The following is a 17,699-nucleotide window of genomic DNA, read 5'->3' as shown; positions in this document are numbered from 1 at the left end:
CGGCCGGCACCTACCGATGAACACGCCCGAAGGAAACTGATCAAAGGTCGCGGATTGAGGTCCTGACCAACACAGTTGCTACATGGACGTACCTGCGGCGTGTCCTACGCTGGTACGCATGCAAGCGTCCGCAGCAAACCGGAGCATTCGTACAAAGCCGGCAGATCTAGTGTGCGAGGTTGTTCTGTGTCGGTACGAGTGCAAGCGCTCGCAGCAACCCGACGCACTTGCAAGAAAGTTGCAACACCAAACACCAAACACCAAACACCAAACACCAAACACCAAAACGGCCAGCAGATCGCTCCGCTGGCCGTCAGGTCTATCGCAAGCTGTCAGTCGCTGCGGCGTTACGCCACCGCAGCGGTCTTGCCGGCGACCACGCCGCGCTCGCGTTGACGCAGTAGTCGGTTGGCCACGTCCAGCCATGCCAGCGCGCTGGCCTCGATGATGTCCTTGCTGGTGCCGGTGCCTTCGTACTCCACACCATCGTGGCGCACGCTCAGACTAGCTTCGCCGCGTGCATCCGCGCCGATGCCCACGCTGTGCACCTGGTAGCTGTCCAGCTCCAGCTTCACGCCGGTGGCCGACGCCAATGCACCGAACAAGGCATCGACCGGGCCATTGCCCTGCGCGGTTTCCGCCACCCGATTGCCGTCCGGATCCGATAGCTCCACCAACGCGTTCGCGCGGCTGCCGACGTCGCTGATGGTCATCGAAGCCAGACGGTAGCCTTCCTGCACGGTCGCGTCCTGCATCAATGCCTGCAGGTCGGGGTCGGTGACCACGCGCTGCTTCTCGCACAGCGCCTTGAATTGTTCGAAGACCAGCTTAACCTCGTCCTCTTCTAGCAAATAGCCCAATGCACGCAGGCGCTGCTCGACCGCTGCACGGCCGCTGTGGCGGCCCAGCACCATCTGCGACGATTCCCAGCCCACATCTTCCGGGCGCATGATTTCGTAGGTGCCGCGGTGACGCAGCATGCCGTGCTGGTGGATGCCCGATTCGTGCGCAAAGGCGTTGCCGCCAACCACCGCCTTGTTGCGCTGCACCGGCATGCCAACCAGGCGCTGCAATAACTGCGAGGTCGACACGATGCGCGGGGTGTTGATCGCCGAATCGATGTTGTAGAACGCACCACGCACCTTCAGCGCCATGGTGATTTCTTCCAGTGCGCAGTTGCCGGCGCGCTCGCCGATGCCGTTGATGGTGCATTCCACCTGACGCGCGCCGCCTTCGATGGCCGCCAGCGAATTGGCCACCGCCAGACCCAGATCGTTGTGGCAGTGCGCGCTGAAGATCACCTTGTCGGCACCCTCCACGCTGGCGATCAGCCGTGCGAACATGCCGCGGATTTCTTCCGGCGTGGTGAAGCCGACCGTGTCCGGCAGATTGATCGTGGTGGCACCGGCGGCGATCGCCACACGGGTGACTTCGGCCAGGAAATCTTCTTCGGTACGGGTTGCATCTTCGGCAGAGAACTCGACGTCATCAATGTAACCGCGCGCCAGCGTCACGTGCTTGTGCACCGACTCCAGCACCTGCTCGCGGCTCATGCGCAGCTTGTGCTCGCGGTGCAGCGGGCTGGTGGACAGGAACACATGCAGGCGCGGGTTGGCCGCAGCTTCCAGCGTCTTTGCCGAGGTTTCGATATCGGCCTGCAGGCAGCGCGACAACACCGCCAGGGTGGGGCGGCGCAGCTCGCGGCCGATCATCGCGACAGCTTCGCGGTCGGAGTGGGAACTGGCCGGGAAGCCGGTTTCGATGATGTCCACGCCGAGTTCGTCCAGCGCGCGCGCCATGACCAGCTTCTGCTGGGGCGTCATGCTGCAGCCAGGGGATTGCTCGCCGTCGCGCAGGGTGGTGTCGAAAATTCGGATGCGCGGGGTCTGGTTGGATACGGTCGTGTTCACCAGGAAGACTCCTCTACGGCGATGGCGGTGACAGGCGTTGAAGCGACTGCGGATGGGCGGGAAAGAGCGGGTGTTTGGGGTGGAGGCTTGACACTACGTTCGTTACGAAGTCGCTCGGTATTGCGACGCCGCGGTTTGCGTGGCGGACGCGGCCGCACCTCGGACAAGAGTGCGGCCAGAACGGTTGCGTCGATATTACCGCCAGAGACCACCGCACATTTGCGTTTACCCGCAACACGGCGACCGGCGGCCAATGCCAGAGCGCCGGCGCCTTCGGCGATGACGTGTTCTTCCAGTGCCAGACGCACCAGGGTTTCGCGGAGCTCGGCCTCGCGCACGATCACTACGTCGTCGAGCAGGCTCGCGCACAGGCGGCGGGTCAGGAAGCCGGGAATCTTGACCTTGACGCCGTCGGCCAGCGTGGCGACGGGGGTGATTTCACGGAAGTCGCCGCGCACCGCACGCGCCATCGAATCGACGCCCTCGACCTGCGCGCCGACAATGCGCACGCCTTGCGATTTCAACGCCAGCGCCACGCCGGAGGCCAGGCCGCCGCCGCCAATCGGCACGATCACCACATCCGGTGCGTGCGCGGCCAGTTCGATGCCGACCGTGCCTTGCCCGGCAATCACGTCCGGGTCGTCGAAGGCCGACAGGAAGCGATAGCCGTTCTGGTCGGCCAGCTCACGGGCGAATGCAAACGCTTCGTCGTAGCTGTTGCCGTGTTGCCGCACGGTGGCGCCCCAGTGCGCGACGCCGGCGATCTTGGTTTGCGGTGCGCCGTACGGCATCACCGTGATGGCCTGCACGCCCAGCCGATACGCCGACCACGCCACACCTTGCGCATGGTTGCCGGCCGACGCGCAAATCACCGGACGCTCGTCGTCGCGTTCCAGCCCCGCCAGCAGTGCATTCAGTGCGCCGCGCACCTTGTAAGAGCCGGTGCGCTGCAGGTTTTCCAGCTTCAGCCACACGCCGAAACGCTCGGCGTAGTGCAGCGGCGTGGGCGACAGGTACTTGCGCAGACGCGCTTGCGCGGCCAGCACGTCGGCCACGCTGACGGCCACGTCGCCTACGTCTGGTTCCTGCGAAGAGGAGCGGCCGGAGTCAGGCATTGCGGCACGCGCACGGCCGATCCGGAAGAAGACACCTCCGGATGGCAGTCTGATGGTCGCGCGAGGTCTGCATGCTCATGCGGCCGCCTCGACCGATTCCAGCGCCGTAATCATCACCGACTCGCAGTCGTAGACCTTTTCCAGCTGCAGGCGCAGCGTTTCCGGCGGCCGGCTGCTGTCCACATCCAGCTGCAGATGCCAGCGACCGGCATCGTCGGGCGCGGCCGCGCCCTGGATGGCGCACGGGCGAAACCCGCGGCGCTCGGTCATGCCGATCACGCGCACCAGTGCGCCTTCGGCCGGCTTCAGCACCAGGTCAAGCCGGTAACGCATGTGTCGTCTCCTTGACCGCATGTGCGGGATTGCTGTCCAGCATGGTGCTATTGGCGTTGTTGGGCGGCACCAGCGGCCACACGTTGGCGCGTGCGTCGATGGTCACATGCAGCAGGCCGGGGCCCGGCTGGGCCAGCAACTCCGCCAGTGCCGCATCCACATCGCCACGCGCGATGATGCGCTTGGCCGGAATACCGAACACCTGCGCCAGCGCGGCGAAATCCGGGTTGTCGGACAGATCGATCTCGCTGTAGCGCTCGGCAAAGAACAGTTCCTGCCACTGGCGCACCATGCCCAGGGAGCTGTTATCCAGCAGCACGATCTTCACCGGCAGCTTGCAGCGCGCGATGGTCACCAGCTCCTGCACGTTCATCATGAAACTGCCGTCGCCAGAGACCAGCACCACGGTGCGATCGGGGCAGGCGAACTGCGCGCCCATTGCCGCTGGCAGGCCGAAGCCCATGGTGCCGAGTGCGCCGCTGGTGAGGTGATTGCGCGGATCGTTGAAGCGGCAATGCTGGGCCACCCACATCTGATGTTGGCCCACATCGCAGGCGATGATGGTATCGGGCGGTGCCACCTCGCTCAGGCGCTTCAGCAGCGCCGGTGCGTAGATATCGGTACCGGGCGCGTCGTAGCGGGTAGCGAATTTTTCGCGATTGGCAAAACAGCGCGCACGCCATGCCTGGCAGTTGGCGCGTGCTGCGCTCAAGGCCTTGAGGCTGGTTGCCACATCGCCGGGCACGGCAACGTCGGCGGTGCGCAGCTTGGAAATTTCATACGCATCGGCATCCAGATGGATGACGCGTGCGAACGGTGCGAATTCGCTCAATTTGCCGGTGGCGCGGTCGTCGAAACGGGCACCGACCACCACCAACAGATCGCATTCCTGGATGGCCATATTGGCGGCCCGCGTGCCGTGCATGCCCAGCATGCCCAGGTAATCCGGATGCGCATGCGGCAATGCACCCAGCCCGCGCAACGTCAGCGCGGTCGGGATGCCGGTGGCTTCGACAAACCGCCGGAATGCGTCCACCGCATTGGCCAGCGCAATCCCGCCGCCGCCGTACACCACCGGGCGCTCGGCACTGGCAATGGCGGCCAGCGCGTCGGCCAGTTTCGCGTCCGCCGGTGCCGGTGGCGGCAGCACCGCCGCCGGCACATGCACTGGCAGATGCGAGGCGTCGGCGATCTGCACGTCCTTCGGCAGGTCGATCAACACCGGGCCCGGGCGGCCTTCGCGCGCGATGCGAAACGCCTCGCGCACCATCTCCGGCAACTGGTCCACGCTACGCACCAGAAAGCTGTGCTTGACGATCGGCATGGTCATGCCGAACACGTCCAGTTCCTGGAACGCATCGGTGCCCAGCAGCGGTGTGGCGACCTGACCGGTCAGGCACACCATCGGCACCGAATCGAGCATCGCGTCTGCAATGCCGGTGACCAGATTGGACGCGCCCGGGCCGGACGTCGCCACGCACACGCCGACCTTGCCGCTGGCACGGGCGTAGCCGTTGGCGGCGAGGGCGGCGCCCTGTTCGTGACGGACCAGGATGTGTTTGAGCCTGGAATCCACCAGGGCGTCGTAGAACGGCATGATGGTGCCGCCCGGATAACCGAACAGCGTTTCCACGCCCTCGGCTTCCAGGGCCTGCGTCAGCCAGCGCGCGCCGTTGCGGGGCGTGCTGTGTGCGGAGGTGTTCATGCGTTGCGGACCTTCGGTGTTAAGCGGTGGGGGATGCGGCGGCGTTATGCCGCTTGTTGATTCGCTGGTGCGGCAGCGGCTTGCTGTTCGCCGTTGAGCCAGACCATCTTGGCGCGCAGTTTCTTGCCCACTTCCTCGATCGGGTGTTCCAGGTCGGCCTGCTTGAACTTGGTGTAGTTCGGCAGACCGGCCTCGTATTCGGCCACCCAGTTCTTGGTGAAGGTGCCGTTCTGGATGTCGGTCAGCACGTCCTTCATGCGCGCCTTGGTGCTGGCGTCGATCACGCGCGGGCCGCTGACATAGTCGCCGTATTGTGCGGTTTCGGACACGAATTCCAGCATGCGGGTGATGCCGCCTTCGTAGAACAGGTCCACGATCAACTTCAATTCGTGCAGTACTTCGTAATACGCGATTTCCGGCTGGTAACCGGCCTCCACCAGCACTTCGAAACCGGCCTGCACCAGCGAGGACGCACCGCCGCACAGGACCGCCTGCTCGCCGAACAGATCGGTTTCGGTTTCTTCCTTGAAGGTGGTCTTGATGATGTTGGCGCGCGCGCCGCCCAGGCCGCCGGCATAGGTCAGCGCAAACTGCTCGGCCTTGCCGCTGGTGTCCTGGTACACCGCATAGATGCACGGCACGCCGCGGCCGATTTCATACTCCCGACGCACCAGCGCGCCCGGGCCCTTTGGCGCGACCAGCACCACGTCCAGATCGGCGCGCGGGGTGATCATGTCGAAATGCACGTTCAAACCATGCGCGAACAGCAGGCAGGCGCCTTGTTTCATGTTCGGCGCGATGACCTCTTCGTAGAGCTTCTTCTGCACCATGTCCGGGGTCAGGATCGCGACCAGGTCGGCGGTCTTCACCGCGTCGGCCGGCGCCACCACGGTGAAGCCGTCGGCCTGCGCCTTGGATTCGGTCGGGCCACCGGGACGCAGGCCGACGGTGACGTCGAAGCCGGAATCGCGCAGGTTCAGCGCATGCGCGCGGCCCTGGCTGCCGTAGCCGATGATCGCGATTTTCGGTTGGGTGTCGTTGCTCATGAAGTAATCCTTGCGGGGTTGGCAGTGAGAAAGGGATCAGCCGGCAGCGCAGAGGCTGGTTGGCCGAGCAAAGCGGGGATGAGCGAGGGCACCGTGCACGTAGACGCTTGCCGCAGCGCTGTTGCTGGCGCTGATGGAAGTAGTTGGCGCGATATTGGTGCTGTCGTTCATGTCATTCGAAACTTTTGGGGGTCCCTGAAACGCGAAACCCCGCGCCGTTGCCGGTGCGGGGTCTGATCGAAGCCTTGTGTGTCTGTCGCCTACACGAAGTCTCGTCCCGCACCGGTTGGCGAGGTAATAAGTACGAGCACGAGAAGCGACGCTGCCAACGCGCCGGAGGGCGCGGACATCAGAGCGTTCGTGGTGGCGGTGCGTTGCTGCATGGACTGAGATAACCATTGCCGCCGGTAGGGTGTCAACCCTTGCGGGTGAAACATCTGGATCAGCGCTGTTTACCGAGCGCGAAGCCTCATGGCAGCAGCATGGTTTCCATTGAAACCGGATCGCCGGCCGGCCGACATCGCAGATTTGCATCGCTAACTGCGCGGTTTTGTTGCTTCAGTGCGACCGTGATCGAACGCTGTGACGGAGGCCGCTGTTATGGTTGGTGTTTCATTCGTTGTGTCATGGGGGAGCTCTTGATCATGCGTCGCGTACCCGTCTTATTGGTGTCTGCTCTGGCGCTGCTCGCGCCGCCTCTTGGCGCCGCTGACCGTGTCACCGGACAAGCCTTCGCCACCCGCTCCGAAGTGATCGCCCCGCATGCGATGGCGGCGACCTCGCAACCGCTGGCCACCCAGATCGCGTTGGATGTGATGAAAAACGGCGGTTCGGCGGTGGACGCGGCGATCGCCGCCAATGCGGCGTTGGGCTTGATGGAGCCGACCGGCAATGGGGTGGGTGGGGATCTGTTCGCCATCGTCTGGGATCCCAAGACCAGCAAGCTTTACGGTTACAACGGCTCCGGTCGTTCGCCCAAGTCGCTGACCCTGGCCGAGTTTCGGCGGCGCGGGCTGAAAGACATTCCGCCGACCGGGCCGCTGCCGGTGTCGGTACCGGGCGCGGTGGATGGCTGGTTTGCGCTGCATGAGCGCTTCGGTCGCAAGCCGATGGCGCAGAACCTGGCTCCGGCGATCCGCTACGCGCGCGAAGGCCATCCGGTGGCCGAAACCATTGCCTATTACTGGGACCGCTCGGTACCGCGGCTGTCGCAATACCCCGGCTTCAAGGAGCAGTTCACCATCGACGGGCACGCCCCGCGCAAGGGCGAGCTGTGGAAGAACCCGAACCTGGCCAACACCTTGCAGCAGATCGCCGACGGCGGCCGCGACGCGTTCTACAAGGGGCCGATCGCACGCACCATCGGCGCCTACTTCAAGGCCAATGGCGGCTACCTGAGTTACGAGGACATGGCCAGCCATCAGGGCGAATGGGTCGAGCCGGTGAGCACCAATTACCGCGGTTATGACGTGTGGGAGCTGCCACCCAACAGCCAGGGCATCGCGGCGTTGCAGATGCTCAACATCCTGGAAGGCTACGATTTTTCCAAGATCCCGTTCGGCTCGGCCGAGCACGTGCATCTGTTCACCGAGGCCAAGAAGCTGGCCTTTGCCGACCGTGCACGCTTCTATGCCGACCCTGCCTTCCAGCCGGCACCGCTGGCCAAGCTGGTGTCCAAGGAGTACGCCGCCCAGCGCCGGTCGCTCATTTCCATGGACAAGGCCTTGAAGGAAGTGCAGCCCGGCACGCCCAAACAACTGGAAGAGGGCGACACCATCTACATGACCGTCGCCGATGCCGACGGCATGATGGTGTCGCTGATCCAGTCCAACTATCGCGGCATGGGCAGTGGCATGGCGCCGCCGGGGCTGGGCTTCATCCTGCAGGACCGTGGCGAGATGTTCGTGCTGAAGAAGGACCACCCCAACGGCTACGCGCCGGGCAAGCGGCCGTTCCAGACCATCATCCCGGCGTTCGTCACCAAGGACGGCAAGCCGTGGCTGAGCTTTGGCGTGATGGGCGGGGCGATGCAGCCGCAAGGGCACGTGCAGATCGTGATGAACCTGGTGGATTTCCATATGAATCTGCAGGAAGCCGGCGATGCCCCGCGCATCCAGCACGAGGGCTCTACCGAGCCCACCGGCCAGGCCACCGCGATGAGCGACGGCGGCGAGCTCAATCTGGAGACCGGGTTCTCCTACGACACCATTCGCGCACTGATGCGCAAAGGCCACAGGGTGATCTTTGCCGACGGCCCGTACGGCGGCTATCAGGCGATTGCCCGTGATCCGGCCAATGGCGTGTATTACGGCGCCTCGGAAAGTCGCAAGGATGGGCAGGCCGCCGGCTACTGAGCCAGCCGCCACGGATGAGTGCGCCGCTCAATTCTGCCCGCCGCGCGCCGCTAACGACACTGATGGTTTAGGAATCCCCATGAGCTCGATGCAATCGCCTGACCTGCCGTCGCACACGCGTGCGGCCCTGCTCCCCGACGCGCCGGTCGCCTTGCTGCGGCTGTCGGCCGAGGCGTGTGTGGTCGCCTGCAATCGCGCTGGCCTGGACGTGCTTGGCAAGACCGCCAATGAATTGGATGGCTTGCCGGCAACCGTATTGTGGGGATTGAGCGCCACCGACCTGGTCGGCGACGAAGGAGTATGGGCCGCGCCGGGCGAGGACCCGGCCCGGCGCGTGCGTTACATCCGCGACCGCGAGCATGGAGGCTGGATGCTGTCGTTACCGCATGTGGAAACCGCAACCTTATTGCGCGAAGCCACGCGGTTGGCCGACGGTAGCCGCCCGGTGCCGATCTCGCCGCTCCTGCAGCCCCTGGTGGCACGCCTGCAGGCCGAGCACGAAGACCGCACGGTGCTGGAGCGCACCGCGCAGGCCCTGGCCGGCTGCGAGCTGGATCTGCTGTTGCCAACGGGCCTGGCAGACACCGACATGGGCCGCCGGCTGCAGGCCGGCTTCGGCAATCTGGCCGAAGCGATCCGCCAGGCTGTGGCGCTGTCGGTGCAGATCGCCGCCGAAGTGCCGCCGTTGGTGGCCGAAAACGACGAGATGGTGCGCCAGTCGCAGGCGCAAACCGAGGCGCTGGACGGCGCACGCACTGCGGTGGAGCGGCTGTCGTCGAGCCTGCAGGACGTCAATGCCGAACTGGCGCAGGTCATTGCGCTGGCCGCCAGCGCCGATGAAAGCGCGCGTCAAGGCGTGGCCGCGGCACATGCGCTGGGTCAGGCCATGCATGAAGTGGAGCGCCGCGCGGCACGTGCCGGTGAGGTCATCGAAGTCATCGACTCGGTGGCGTTTCAGACCAATATTCTGTCGATCAACGCCAGCATCGAAGCGGCGCACGCCGGCGATGCCGGGCGCGGCTTTGCGGTGGTCGCCACCGAAATCCGCCGCCTGGCCGAACGTGCCGCCGCGGCAGCGCGCGATGTGCGCGCGATCCTGGCCGAAACCAGCGCCGCAGTGGGCGAGGGTGCGGCCTCCGCGCGCGGGACCGAGGCGGTGCTCGATGGCATCACCCGTGTGCTTGGGCAGGCCAGTAGCGCGATGACCACGGTGGCCGGACGCATCCAGGCGCAGGACGGCGAGATTCGCGGCATCGAGCGTGCGGTGGATGGCGTGGTGGCGTTGGGCCGCAGCAACCTGCAGCACGCCGCGCACGTGGCCGAACGCAGCGAAGCGCTGGAACGCGGCACCGAAACCCTGCGCGACTGCGTAGGCCTGTTCCGCCTGCCGCCCGATCCACTGCAGGTGCCCAGGCACGCGCGCGTCAAGGAACTCGCCGTTGCCACGGCGGGCAAGATCGGCACCGCATTGGCGCAGGCCATCGCGCGTGGGCAGATCGACGAAGCGGCGTTGTTCGCGCGCACCTACACCCCGATTGCCGGTGTGGAGCCGCCCAAGTTCAGCACCGACTTCGACGCGGTGTGCGATCACGTGCTGCCTCCGTTGCAGGAGCCCTTGCTGGATGCGCATCCGTGGATCGTGTTCGCGATCTGCGCCAATCCCGACGGCTATGTGCCTACCCACAATCTGCGTTTCACCCAGCCGCTCACCGGCGACCCCAAGCGCGATCTGGTCGGCAACCGCACCAAGCGCAAGTTCTCCGACCGCGTTGGCCGCAGCGTCGGTGCACATACCGACCCATACCGCCTGCAGGTCTACCGCCGCGATACCGGCCAGATCATGTTCGATCTGTCTGCCCCGATCTTCGTCGGCCGCAAGCATTGGGGCGGCCTGCGGGTGGGCTATACGCTGGAGTGACGTGCGCCGGCGTTACTGCGGCGTGGTCGGCGTGGTGCCGCCCGCCGCTGCGGTTGTCGGATTACCCAACTGTTTGGCCAGGAAGCCTTCTAGGGTGCGGTAAAAGGCGATCTGGTTGGCGTCCTTGTAAAACCCGTGGCCTTCCTTGGGCACCGCCATCCATTCGGGCGCGTTGCCGCTACGCGTGAGCGCAGCACGCAGGCTCTTGGCCTGGGCAAAGGGCGCACGCTCATCCTCTTCGCCGTGGACCAATAGCACGGGCGCCTTGATGCGCTCGGCCAGCGAAACCGGCGAGTGCGCGGAGAGGTCGGCTGCGTCGCGGCCGATCACGCGTTGCAGGTAATTGGTGCCGGACGCGCTCTGATTGATGTCGCCTTTGGTGTACATCATCTGCAGGTCGTAGATGCCGGCCACCCCCACGGCGCAGCGGAACAGGTCCGGTGCCTTCACCTGCACCATCATCGCTGCGTAAGCCCCAAAACTGGCGCCGTAGCTGCAGATGCGCGAGCGATCGGCCAGGCCCTGGTCGATCGCCCAACGCACGCCATCCACCAGATCGTCCTGGATCCGTTCGCCCCACTGGCGGTAGCCCGCGCGTTCGAAGGCATTGCCGCGGCCGGTGCCGCCGCGATAGTTGACCTGCAACACCAGGTAGCCGCGGTTGGCGAGAAATTGCGCATCGGTATCGAACGCCCAACCGTCGCCGTCGGCATGCGGGCCGCCGTGCGGCAGCAGGATCATCGGCAGTGGCGCGCCCTGGCCGGCCGTCGCCGGAACGGTCAGTACGCCGTCCAGCATGAGCCCGTCGCGGGCCTTGAACTTCACCATCCGCCGCTCGCCCATCAGTGCTGCGGGCAGGGCGCTGCGGGCCTTGATGACCAGCTTGAGCGTATTGGTCGGGCGATTGAAGATGTACCAGGCGCCGGCATCGCGGTCGCTATAGGCCTTCAGCAGCACGGCGCTGCCATCTTCGGTGAAGTTGACGAAATCCACGTACTGACCGGCCAAGGTCTCGCTGAGGCTGCGATGCAGCTGCGCCGGTGCGCTGTCGGGCGCGATCTAGCGCAGCGCGGGCCGGCCCGGTCCCAGTCGGGCCGCGAACGGTGCATAGGGTGCCGGGCTCCATTGCAGATCATCCACGTCGTAGAACGGATCGGACGCCAGCATGCTGCGCTGCTGGCCGTCCGGATCGCTGGACACCAATGCCGCCGGGCCACCGGAGACGCTGTACCAGCCATAGACACGACCGGGCTGTTCGGCAAACGCAATCGGGCGCCAGTTGGCCTGGACCTGCGTCAGCGGCGTCCAGCCGTTGCCGTTGCGGCGGAACAGCAGCGAATTGTCGTCGTCATCGGTGCCGTAGGCGTACTGCGCCACATCATCGTTGTCGAGCACGAACCTCAGGCGCGGCACGTCGATGTCGGCCATCAGCCGGTGGGTGGTGGTGCTCGCGTCCACGTCGTACAGCATCGAATGGCGTGAATCCAGCGACAGCCGCCGCATGTAGAAGTGCCCGTTACGCCGGCTCGGCAGCCCTTCGATATAGCCGAAGCCGCGCTCCAGCCCGGCATTGCGCGTGCTTTGCTGGTAGCCGTAAACGTAGCGCTGATTGCCGCCATCCAGATCGGTGGCGATGATCTCGCCCATCGGCACCGGTTCTTCCAGCGAGCCGAGCTTGCGGCCCTTGCCGATCACCAGACGCCGATCGCTGACCCAGGCAATGCGCACCGGCAACTCGTAGCGCGGCAGGCGCAACATGGTGGTGGATTGCATGTCGGCGATGCGGTACACCACTAGCGCGTAGCTGCCATCCCCGAGATCGGCGCTGACCGCCAGATGCTTGCCGTCCGGCGACATCGCGGGCGAGGACATCGGGCCGGATTCGACGAATGCTTCCGCTGCTAGCGGCTCGGCCGCTGCACCAGGTCCCGCCGTACCGATCAGCATTACCGCGATCCACGCACACCGTTGCATCCATTGCATTCGCGTCGTCCATCCCTGTTTTCACGCGACGATAACGAAGCGGAGCCGTCGGCCGCAAGGGGGGCGATAAAAAATGCCGCCGGGATGCGGCGGCAAGGAGAGAGGGCAGGTTTCTGGCTGTTGTGTGACCACGCTAGCGAGCCCATGTGCCGCGAACATGTCTGGGCATGTCAGCTGCATTGCTGCGTTCATCGGGCGGCTCTGTCACGCAACCGTGCATGCGCCCGCCAGCGGCGATGTGGTTTAATCGCCGCCGAAGTGGGGGTACCGCAGTGCGCTGCGGTTGAGATAGTCCCTTCGAACCTGATCCGGCTCATACCGGCGTAGGGAAGCTTCGTAAGATGCGATGGTCCGTGCCTGCACGGTTCGTCATATTGAGCGCCGCCGCTTCGTCCGCACTGCGACTTCTTCGCAGAGCCAGCGCCATTGGTGCTGGTCACCAGCACACAGGACGAACGCCATGAATGCCGCGCCTACCGTTTTGCAGCAACAAGCCCAATCGTTATCCGAGGCTGTGACCCAGCCGATTCCCGGTTCCCGCAAGATCTTCGTGCCCGGTTCGCGTGCCGATCTGCAGGTGCCGATGCGCGAGATCGCACTGACGCGCACGCCGACGCTGTTCGGCGGCGAAGACAATGCGCCGCTCAGCGTCTACGACACCTCCGGGCCGTACACCGATCCGCAGGCGACGATCGATCTTGCTGCCGGCCTTGCGCCGTTGCGCGCCGACTGGATTGCCGAACGTGGCGATACGGTGGCGCTGGACACCTTGAGTTCGCACTTCGGGCGCGGCCGCGAACACGATGCGCGGCTGGATGCGGTGCGCTTCCCCGCACGGCGCCTGCCACGGATGGCGCGCGCCGGCGCCAATGTCACCCAGATGCATTACGCACGGCGTGGCATCGTCACTCCGGAGATGGAGTTCGTGGCGATCCGCGAGAACCAGCGTCTGGAGGCCGTCACCGACGCAATGCTGCGCAAGCAACATCCCGGTGAATCGTTCGGTGCGTCGATCCAGCAACGCATCACGCCGGAATTCGTGCGTGATGAGATCGCACGCGGCCGCGCGATCCTTCCCAACAACATCAATCATCCCGAGAGCGAACCGATGATCATCGGTCGCAATTTCCTGACCAAGATCAACGCCAACATCGGCAACAGCGCGGTGTCGTCTGGCATTGCCGAGGAAGTGGAGAAACTGGTGTGGTCGATCCGCTGGGGCGGCGACACGGTGATGGATCTGTCCACCGGCAAGCACATCCATGAAACGCGCGAGTGGATCATCCGCAACTCACCGGTGCCGATCGGCACGGTGCCGATCTATCAGGCGCTGGAAAAAGTCGATGGCCGTGCAGAAGAGCTGACCTGGGAGATCTTTCGCGACACCTTGATCGAGCAGGCCGAGCAGGGCGTGGATTACTTCACCATCCACGCCGGTGTGCTGCTGCGCTATGTGCCGCTCACTGCGAAGCGGGTGACGGGCATCGTCTCGCGCGGCGGCTCGATCATGGCCAAGTGGTGTCTGGCGCACCACAAGGAGAACTTTCTCTACACGCACTTCGAAGACATCTGCCAGATCATGAAGGCCTACGACGTGGCGTTTTCACTGGGCGATGGGTTGCGCCCGGGCTGCATCGCCGACGCCAACGATGCCGCGCAGTTCGGCGAACTGGAAACGCTCGGCGAGCTGACCAAACTCGCCTGGAAGCACGACGTGCAGACCATGATCGAAGGGCCGGGCCATGTGCCGATGCAGTTGATCAAGGAAAACATGGACAAGCAGCTGCGCGAATGCGGCGAAGCGCCGTTCTACACGCTGGGGCCGCTCACCACCGATATCGCGCCTGGCTACGACCACATCACCAGCGCCATCGGCGCGGCGATGATCGGCTGGTTCGGTACCGCGATGCTCTGCTATGTCACGCCCAAGGAACATCTGGGCCTGCCCAACCGGCAGGACGTGCGCGACGGCATCATGGCCTACAAGATTGCCGCGCATGCGGCCGATCTGGCCAAGGGACATCCCGGCGCGCAGGTGCGCGACAACGCCCTGAGCAAGGCGCGCTTCGAGTTCCGGTGGGACGACCAGTTCCATCTCGGGCTGGATCCGGAAAAGGCCAAGGAGTTTCACGACGAAACCCTGCCCAACGACGCGCACAAGCTGGCGCACTTTTGCTCGATGTGCGGGCCGCACTTCTGTTCGATGAAGATCACCCAGGACGTGCGCGACTACGCGGCCGAGCACGGCATGGGCGAAGAGCACGCCTTGTCGGCTGGTATGGAAGAGAAGGCCTCGCAGTTTCTGGCGCAGGGTGCGCAGGTCTATCGCCCCTCTTAGAACAGCTGACAAAACGACTGTGCAGCCGCCAGGCGGCGCGGCCGGTGCTCGGTGCGGCATGTACCACTCGCATACTCCGGTTCTGAGCGCGCGCTCCACACCCACCTGGCGACTGCTCGCGACGTTTTGTCAGCCACTCTTGGCCCGCGAGCCTGCATTAGATTGCCCGCAGTGCGTGGCTCGCTTATCAAAAATTCAGCTTCGTTGCACCAGATCGCATCGCTGTGCGCAAGTGCCGCGATGCGATCGCGTTGCAAGCGGTTACAGCGCATAAGGGCTTGCAGCGTTTTAGCTGAATCGCAGATAAAAAAATCGCGCCAGAAGGCGCGAAGGGAACATCGTAATTATTTGAATTCGTCGGCGAGAGAGAGAGAGCCTGACGTCGCCGCCCTTTATAGGAAGCAACGGGGCATAGAGTAAAATTTGCGCCAACTGGATGCATGACACAGTTGGTCGTGGTCCTTTGCTGAATTTGGCGTTTCGCACTGAGTGCGATGCGTTTTTGTAGTCCTTGCATGCCGACGCGTGTTTTGCCGATGAGTGTTCCTCCTGCTACTGCAATGCCATCTGGCCGGCTGCGTGTCGGGCCGTGTGTGGTCGATGTTGCCTCGCGCGAAGTACACGCACCGGGCGCACGGCGGGCGTTGCGGTTGCCACCCAAATCGTTAGCGGTGCTGCTGACACTGGCGCGACAGCCAGGGCAGGTAGTGACGCGTGAGCAGCTGCTCGCCGAGGTATGGCCTGACACCTTGCCCACCAACGATGTGGTGACCCAGGCAGTGACGCAGCTGCGTAAGGCGTTTGCCAGCAGCGGCAGCCAGCGGTCCGAGTACATCGAGACGATTGCCAAGACCGGTTATCGGCTGATGGCGCCGGTGGCGTGGGAGGCGTATGCGGACGCAGCGGCGACGCTGACGCAGACGGCGTCCTCGCTAGAGTCGCCAGGCGTGCAGCAGGCCACGCAGGAAGCGCCGCTCGCGACAGATGCGGTGAGCGCTACAGCGGAGGCCAGTCATCGCACGTCGGAACAAGTTTCAGCGCCGTTGCCTGCTGCAGCAATGACGCCGCGCCGACATCGTTGGATGGCATTGGCCTTCGCGAGTCTGGCGCTGGTGGTGGTGCTAGGCCTTGCGGCACGCACGCTGTGGCTGCGCGCGCCGGCAATGGAGATTGCGACGTCCACCGCTGTCCCCGGCAGCCCCAAGCGGCCGTACCAGGTCATCACCGCGGGCGGCGGATTCGATCTCACGCCCAGCCTCTCGCCCGACGGCAAAATGGTGGCCTACGCCTCGCTGACCAGCGATCGGCCGGGGACCTCGATCCTGGTCAAGACGACCGACAACGCGTATCCGCGGGTGCTGGAAGCGCCTGCGCCCGGCGTCTCCGACCGACTGCCTGCCTGGTCGCCGGATGGGCGCGAAATCGCGGTTTCCCGGCAATCGCCGGATGGCAGTTGCAGGATCATGGTCGCCGCTGCGGTAGGACAGTCCGCAGCACGCGAAGTGGTGCGCTGCGATGGCGCGGACATGCTCAGTTTCAGCTGGTCGCCCGACGGCCGCGCGTTGTTGTTCGGCAGCATGACCGGCGCGCAAGGTGCGCCCCGAATCCGGCGTCTGGATCTTGAAACCGGGCAATGGCAGGGATTGACCTACAGCGCGCAACCGACTGATTTCGACTACGCACCGCGCTATTCCCCGGACGGGCAATGGATCGTGTTTCTGCGTAATCCGCAGCTGGGCGATCTGTGGCGGATACCCGCGCAAGGCGGCAGCGCGGAGCGATTGACGCACGACAATGCCGATATCCGTGGCTGGAGCTGGTTGCCGGACGGCAGTGGGCTGATCTTCGGGCGTCGCGTGGATAGCGAGGCGCGTTTGTATCGGCTCGATCTGATCGCTCGCAGCCTGCACGATCTGGGCGTGGACGATGCGCAGGCGCCGGACGTGGCGCACGGGCATCTGGTCTTCGTGCAGCGCAAGCCGCAGTTCGGGGTGTATCAGGTCATCCACGACCCCATGAACGGTGGCTACATTCGGCGTCGCCTGTTTCCTTCCAATGGGCGCGACGATCAACCGATGATTGCGCCCGACGGGCATCAACTCATCTTCGCGTCCAATCGCTCCGGTGCGTATGGGTTGTGGTGGGGCGATGTCACCAATCCAGGCTCGGTGCGGTTGATCGAAGGGATCCGCCCGGATGCGCGACAGGCTGCCGACTGGTCGGCCGATTCGCAGCAAGTGCTGGTCAGCGGCAGCGACGCCGATGGACGGGCTGCGCTCTTTGAAGTGACCCCGAACACCGGCAAGACGGTACGCCTGCCGGTACCGCAAGCGCGGCCATTGCAGGCGATCCATCTTCCCGATCCCAACCGGTTGCTGGTCGTGGCTGCGGCCGACGATGGGCATACCTTTGCCACGCTATACGACCGCAGCAGCAGCCCCTGGCGCGCGCTGGCCACGCTGCAGGATGTCTCGCAGGTACGCCTGGATCGCATCAGCGGGCAGGTGCTGTTGACGCATCTGAGCGGGGCAGGGCTTTGGCAGGTTGCGCCAACCCTGGCTGCCGATACCGTGCAGCCGGTGGACGCGCAGCAACCATCGCGCTGGCGCTATCGCAGCTGGGCGCCGGGCACCCAGGGTCAGGTGCATTACCTGTCGTCCAATGACAGTTGCGCGACGCACGACAGTGCGCTCGGCGGCGGTCGCGCGCAGTGCCTGGACGCGGCGAAGTTCACCACCATCAACGGTTTCAGCCTGGATCAGCGCAGCGGTGCGATGTATGTGGCGCTGGCCGAAGAAGACGGCAGCGCGATCGCCTACATGCCGTTGCCGGAGCAGCCATCGGTGTCCGTCGGCTTCATCTCCAACTTGTTGATGATGTTGAGAAAAGTGGCCTCGTAACTCCTTCGGAAAGGCTTCGTGGCAATTTCGGCAGAGCTTCGTGGAAACGTCCTGACTCACGCCAGATTCGGCAAAACACTACGCCCTCTTTTGTACA

The 17,699-nt window shown here is 64.8% G+C and carries 9 protein-coding genes, 1 other RNA gene, 1 pseudogene and 1 riboswitch; of the genes and pseudogenes, 5 read left to right on the top strand and 6 right to left on the bottom strand.

Annotated features, from left to right (window positions below; translation table 11 throughout):
- Window positions 1-347: 347 nt before the first annotated feature.
- From XdyCFBP7245_RS20755 to ilvC, 5 genes are all read right to left on the bottom strand, one after another.
- Complete coding sequence (locus XdyCFBP7245_RS20755; RefSeq protein ID WP_104617300.1) at window positions 348-1,910, bottom strand: 2-isopropylmalate synthase; 1,563 nt, start codon at window positions 1,908-1,910, stop codon at window positions 348-350.
- Window positions 1,907-3,025, bottom strand: a complete 1,119-nt coding sequence (locus tag XdyCFBP7245_RS20750) for a threonine dehydratase (RefSeq protein WP_104617299.1) — start codon at window positions 3,023-3,025, stop codon at window positions 1,907-1,909. The genes XdyCFBP7245_RS20755 and XdyCFBP7245_RS20750 overlap by 4 nt, the downstream gene beginning before the upstream one ends.
- 75 nt (window positions 3,026-3,100) lie before the next feature.
- Complete coding sequence (locus XdyCFBP7245_RS20745) at window positions 3,101-3,358, bottom strand: ACT domain-containing protein (RefSeq protein WP_104617298.1); 258 nt, start codon at window positions 3,356-3,358, stop codon at window positions 3,101-3,103.
- Entirely contained in the window at window positions 3,342-5,063 is a 1,722-nt protein-coding gene (gene ilvG / locus XdyCFBP7245_RS20740; protein WP_104617297.1) for an acetolactate synthase 2 catalytic subunit, read from the bottom strand. Before ilvG ends, XdyCFBP7245_RS20745 begins: the two co-directional genes overlap by 17 nt.
- 44 nt (window positions 5,064-5,107) lie before the next feature.
- On the bottom strand, window positions 5,108-6,109 hold the full coding sequence (gene ilvC / locus XdyCFBP7245_RS20735; protein WP_104617296.1) for a ketol-acid reductoisomerase: 1,002 nt from the start codon (window positions 6,107-6,109) through the stop codon (window positions 5,108-5,110).
- A gap of 644 nt (window positions 6,110-6,753) precedes the next feature.
- Here ilvC and ggt point away from each other — a divergent pair.
- Together ggt and XdyCFBP7245_RS20725 are read left to right on the top strand one after the other, a co-directional pair.
- A complete protein-coding gene (ggt, locus tag XdyCFBP7245_RS20730; protein WP_104617303.1) occupies window positions 6,754-8,463 on the top strand; it encodes a gamma-glutamyltransferase in 1,710 nt (569 codons plus the stop codon).
- A gap of 79 nt (window positions 8,464-8,542) precedes the next feature.
- Window positions 8,543-10,381, top strand: a complete 1,839-nt coding sequence (locus XdyCFBP7245_RS20725) for a methyl-accepting chemotaxis protein (protein ID WP_170068730.1) — start codon at window positions 8,543-8,545, stop codon at window positions 10,379-10,381.
- Between the two features lie 12 nt (window positions 10,382-10,393).
- On the opposite strand, the pseudogene XdyCFBP7245_RS24820 reads toward XdyCFBP7245_RS20725, so the two are convergent.
- Window positions 10,394-12,364, bottom strand: a pseudogene (locus XdyCFBP7245_RS24820) (S9 family peptidase).
- Between the two features lie 250 nt (window positions 12,365-12,614).
- A riboswitch (TPP riboswitch) is annotated at window positions 12,615-12,712 on the top strand.
- 112 nt (window positions 12,713-12,824) lie between these two features.
- Here XdyCFBP7245_RS24820 and thiC point away from each other — a divergent pair.
- The 3 genes from thiC to XdyCFBP7245_RS20705 all read left to right on the top strand — a co-directional run bounded on the left by thiC (window position 12,825) and on the right by XdyCFBP7245_RS20705 (window position 17,602).
- Window positions 12,825-14,702, top strand: coding sequence for a phosphomethylpyrimidine synthase ThiC (thiC, locus tag XdyCFBP7245_RS20715; RefSeq protein ID WP_104617295.1), 1,878 nt, complete (start codon window positions 12,825-12,827; stop codon window positions 14,700-14,702).
- A gap of 58 nt (window positions 14,703-14,760) precedes the next feature.
- A non-coding RNA gene (locus XdyCFBP7245_RS20710) (sX9 sRNA) lies at window positions 14,761-14,837 on the top strand.
- A gap of 425 nt (window positions 14,838-15,262) precedes the next feature.
- On the top strand, window positions 15,263-17,602 hold the full coding sequence (locus XdyCFBP7245_RS20705; RefSeq protein ID WP_104617294.1) for a winged helix-turn-helix transcriptional regulator: 2,340 nt from the start codon (window positions 15,263-15,265) through the stop codon (window positions 17,600-17,602).
- Window positions 17,603-17,699: the final 97 nt, after the last annotated feature.

It is taken from the genome of Xanthomonas dyei (genome assembly GCF_002939865.1).
Classification (GTDB): Bacteria; Pseudomonadota; Gammaproteobacteria; order Xanthomonadales; family Xanthomonadaceae; genus Xanthomonas; species Xanthomonas dyei.
This window is presented reverse-complemented; position numbering and strand designations above follow the sequence as displayed.

Coding starts and splice junctions, on each gene's coding strand:
- XdyCFBP7245_RS20750 (WP_104617299.1), bottom strand. CDS start 3,025: ATGCCTGACTCCGGCCGCTCCTCTTCGCAGGAACCAGACGTAGGCGAC.
- XdyCFBP7245_RS20745 (WP_104617298.1), bottom strand. CDS start 3,358: ATGCGTTACCGGCTTGACCTGGTGCTGAAGCCGGCCGAAGGCGCACTG.
- ilvG (WP_104617297.1), bottom strand. CDS start 5,063: ATGAACACCTCCGCACACAGCACGCCCCGCAACGGCGCGCGCTGGCTG.
- ilvC (WP_104617296.1), bottom strand. CDS start 6,109: ATGAGCAACGACACCCAACCGAAAATCGCGATCATCGGCTACGGCAGC.
- ggt (WP_104617303.1), top strand. CDS start 6,754: ATGCGTCGCGTACCCGTCTTATTGGTGTCTGCTCTGGCGCTGCTCGCG.
- XdyCFBP7245_RS20725 (WP_170068730.1), top strand. CDS start 8,543: ATGAGCTCGATGCAATCGCCTGACCTGCCGTCGCACACGCGTGCGGCC.
- thiC (WP_104617295.1), top strand. CDS start 12,825: ATGAATGCCGCGCCTACCGTTTTGCAGCAACAAGCCCAATCGTTATCC.
- XdyCFBP7245_RS20705 (WP_104617294.1), top strand. CDS start 15,263: ATGCCATCTGGCCGGCTGCGTGTCGGGCCGTGTGTGGTCGATGTTGCC.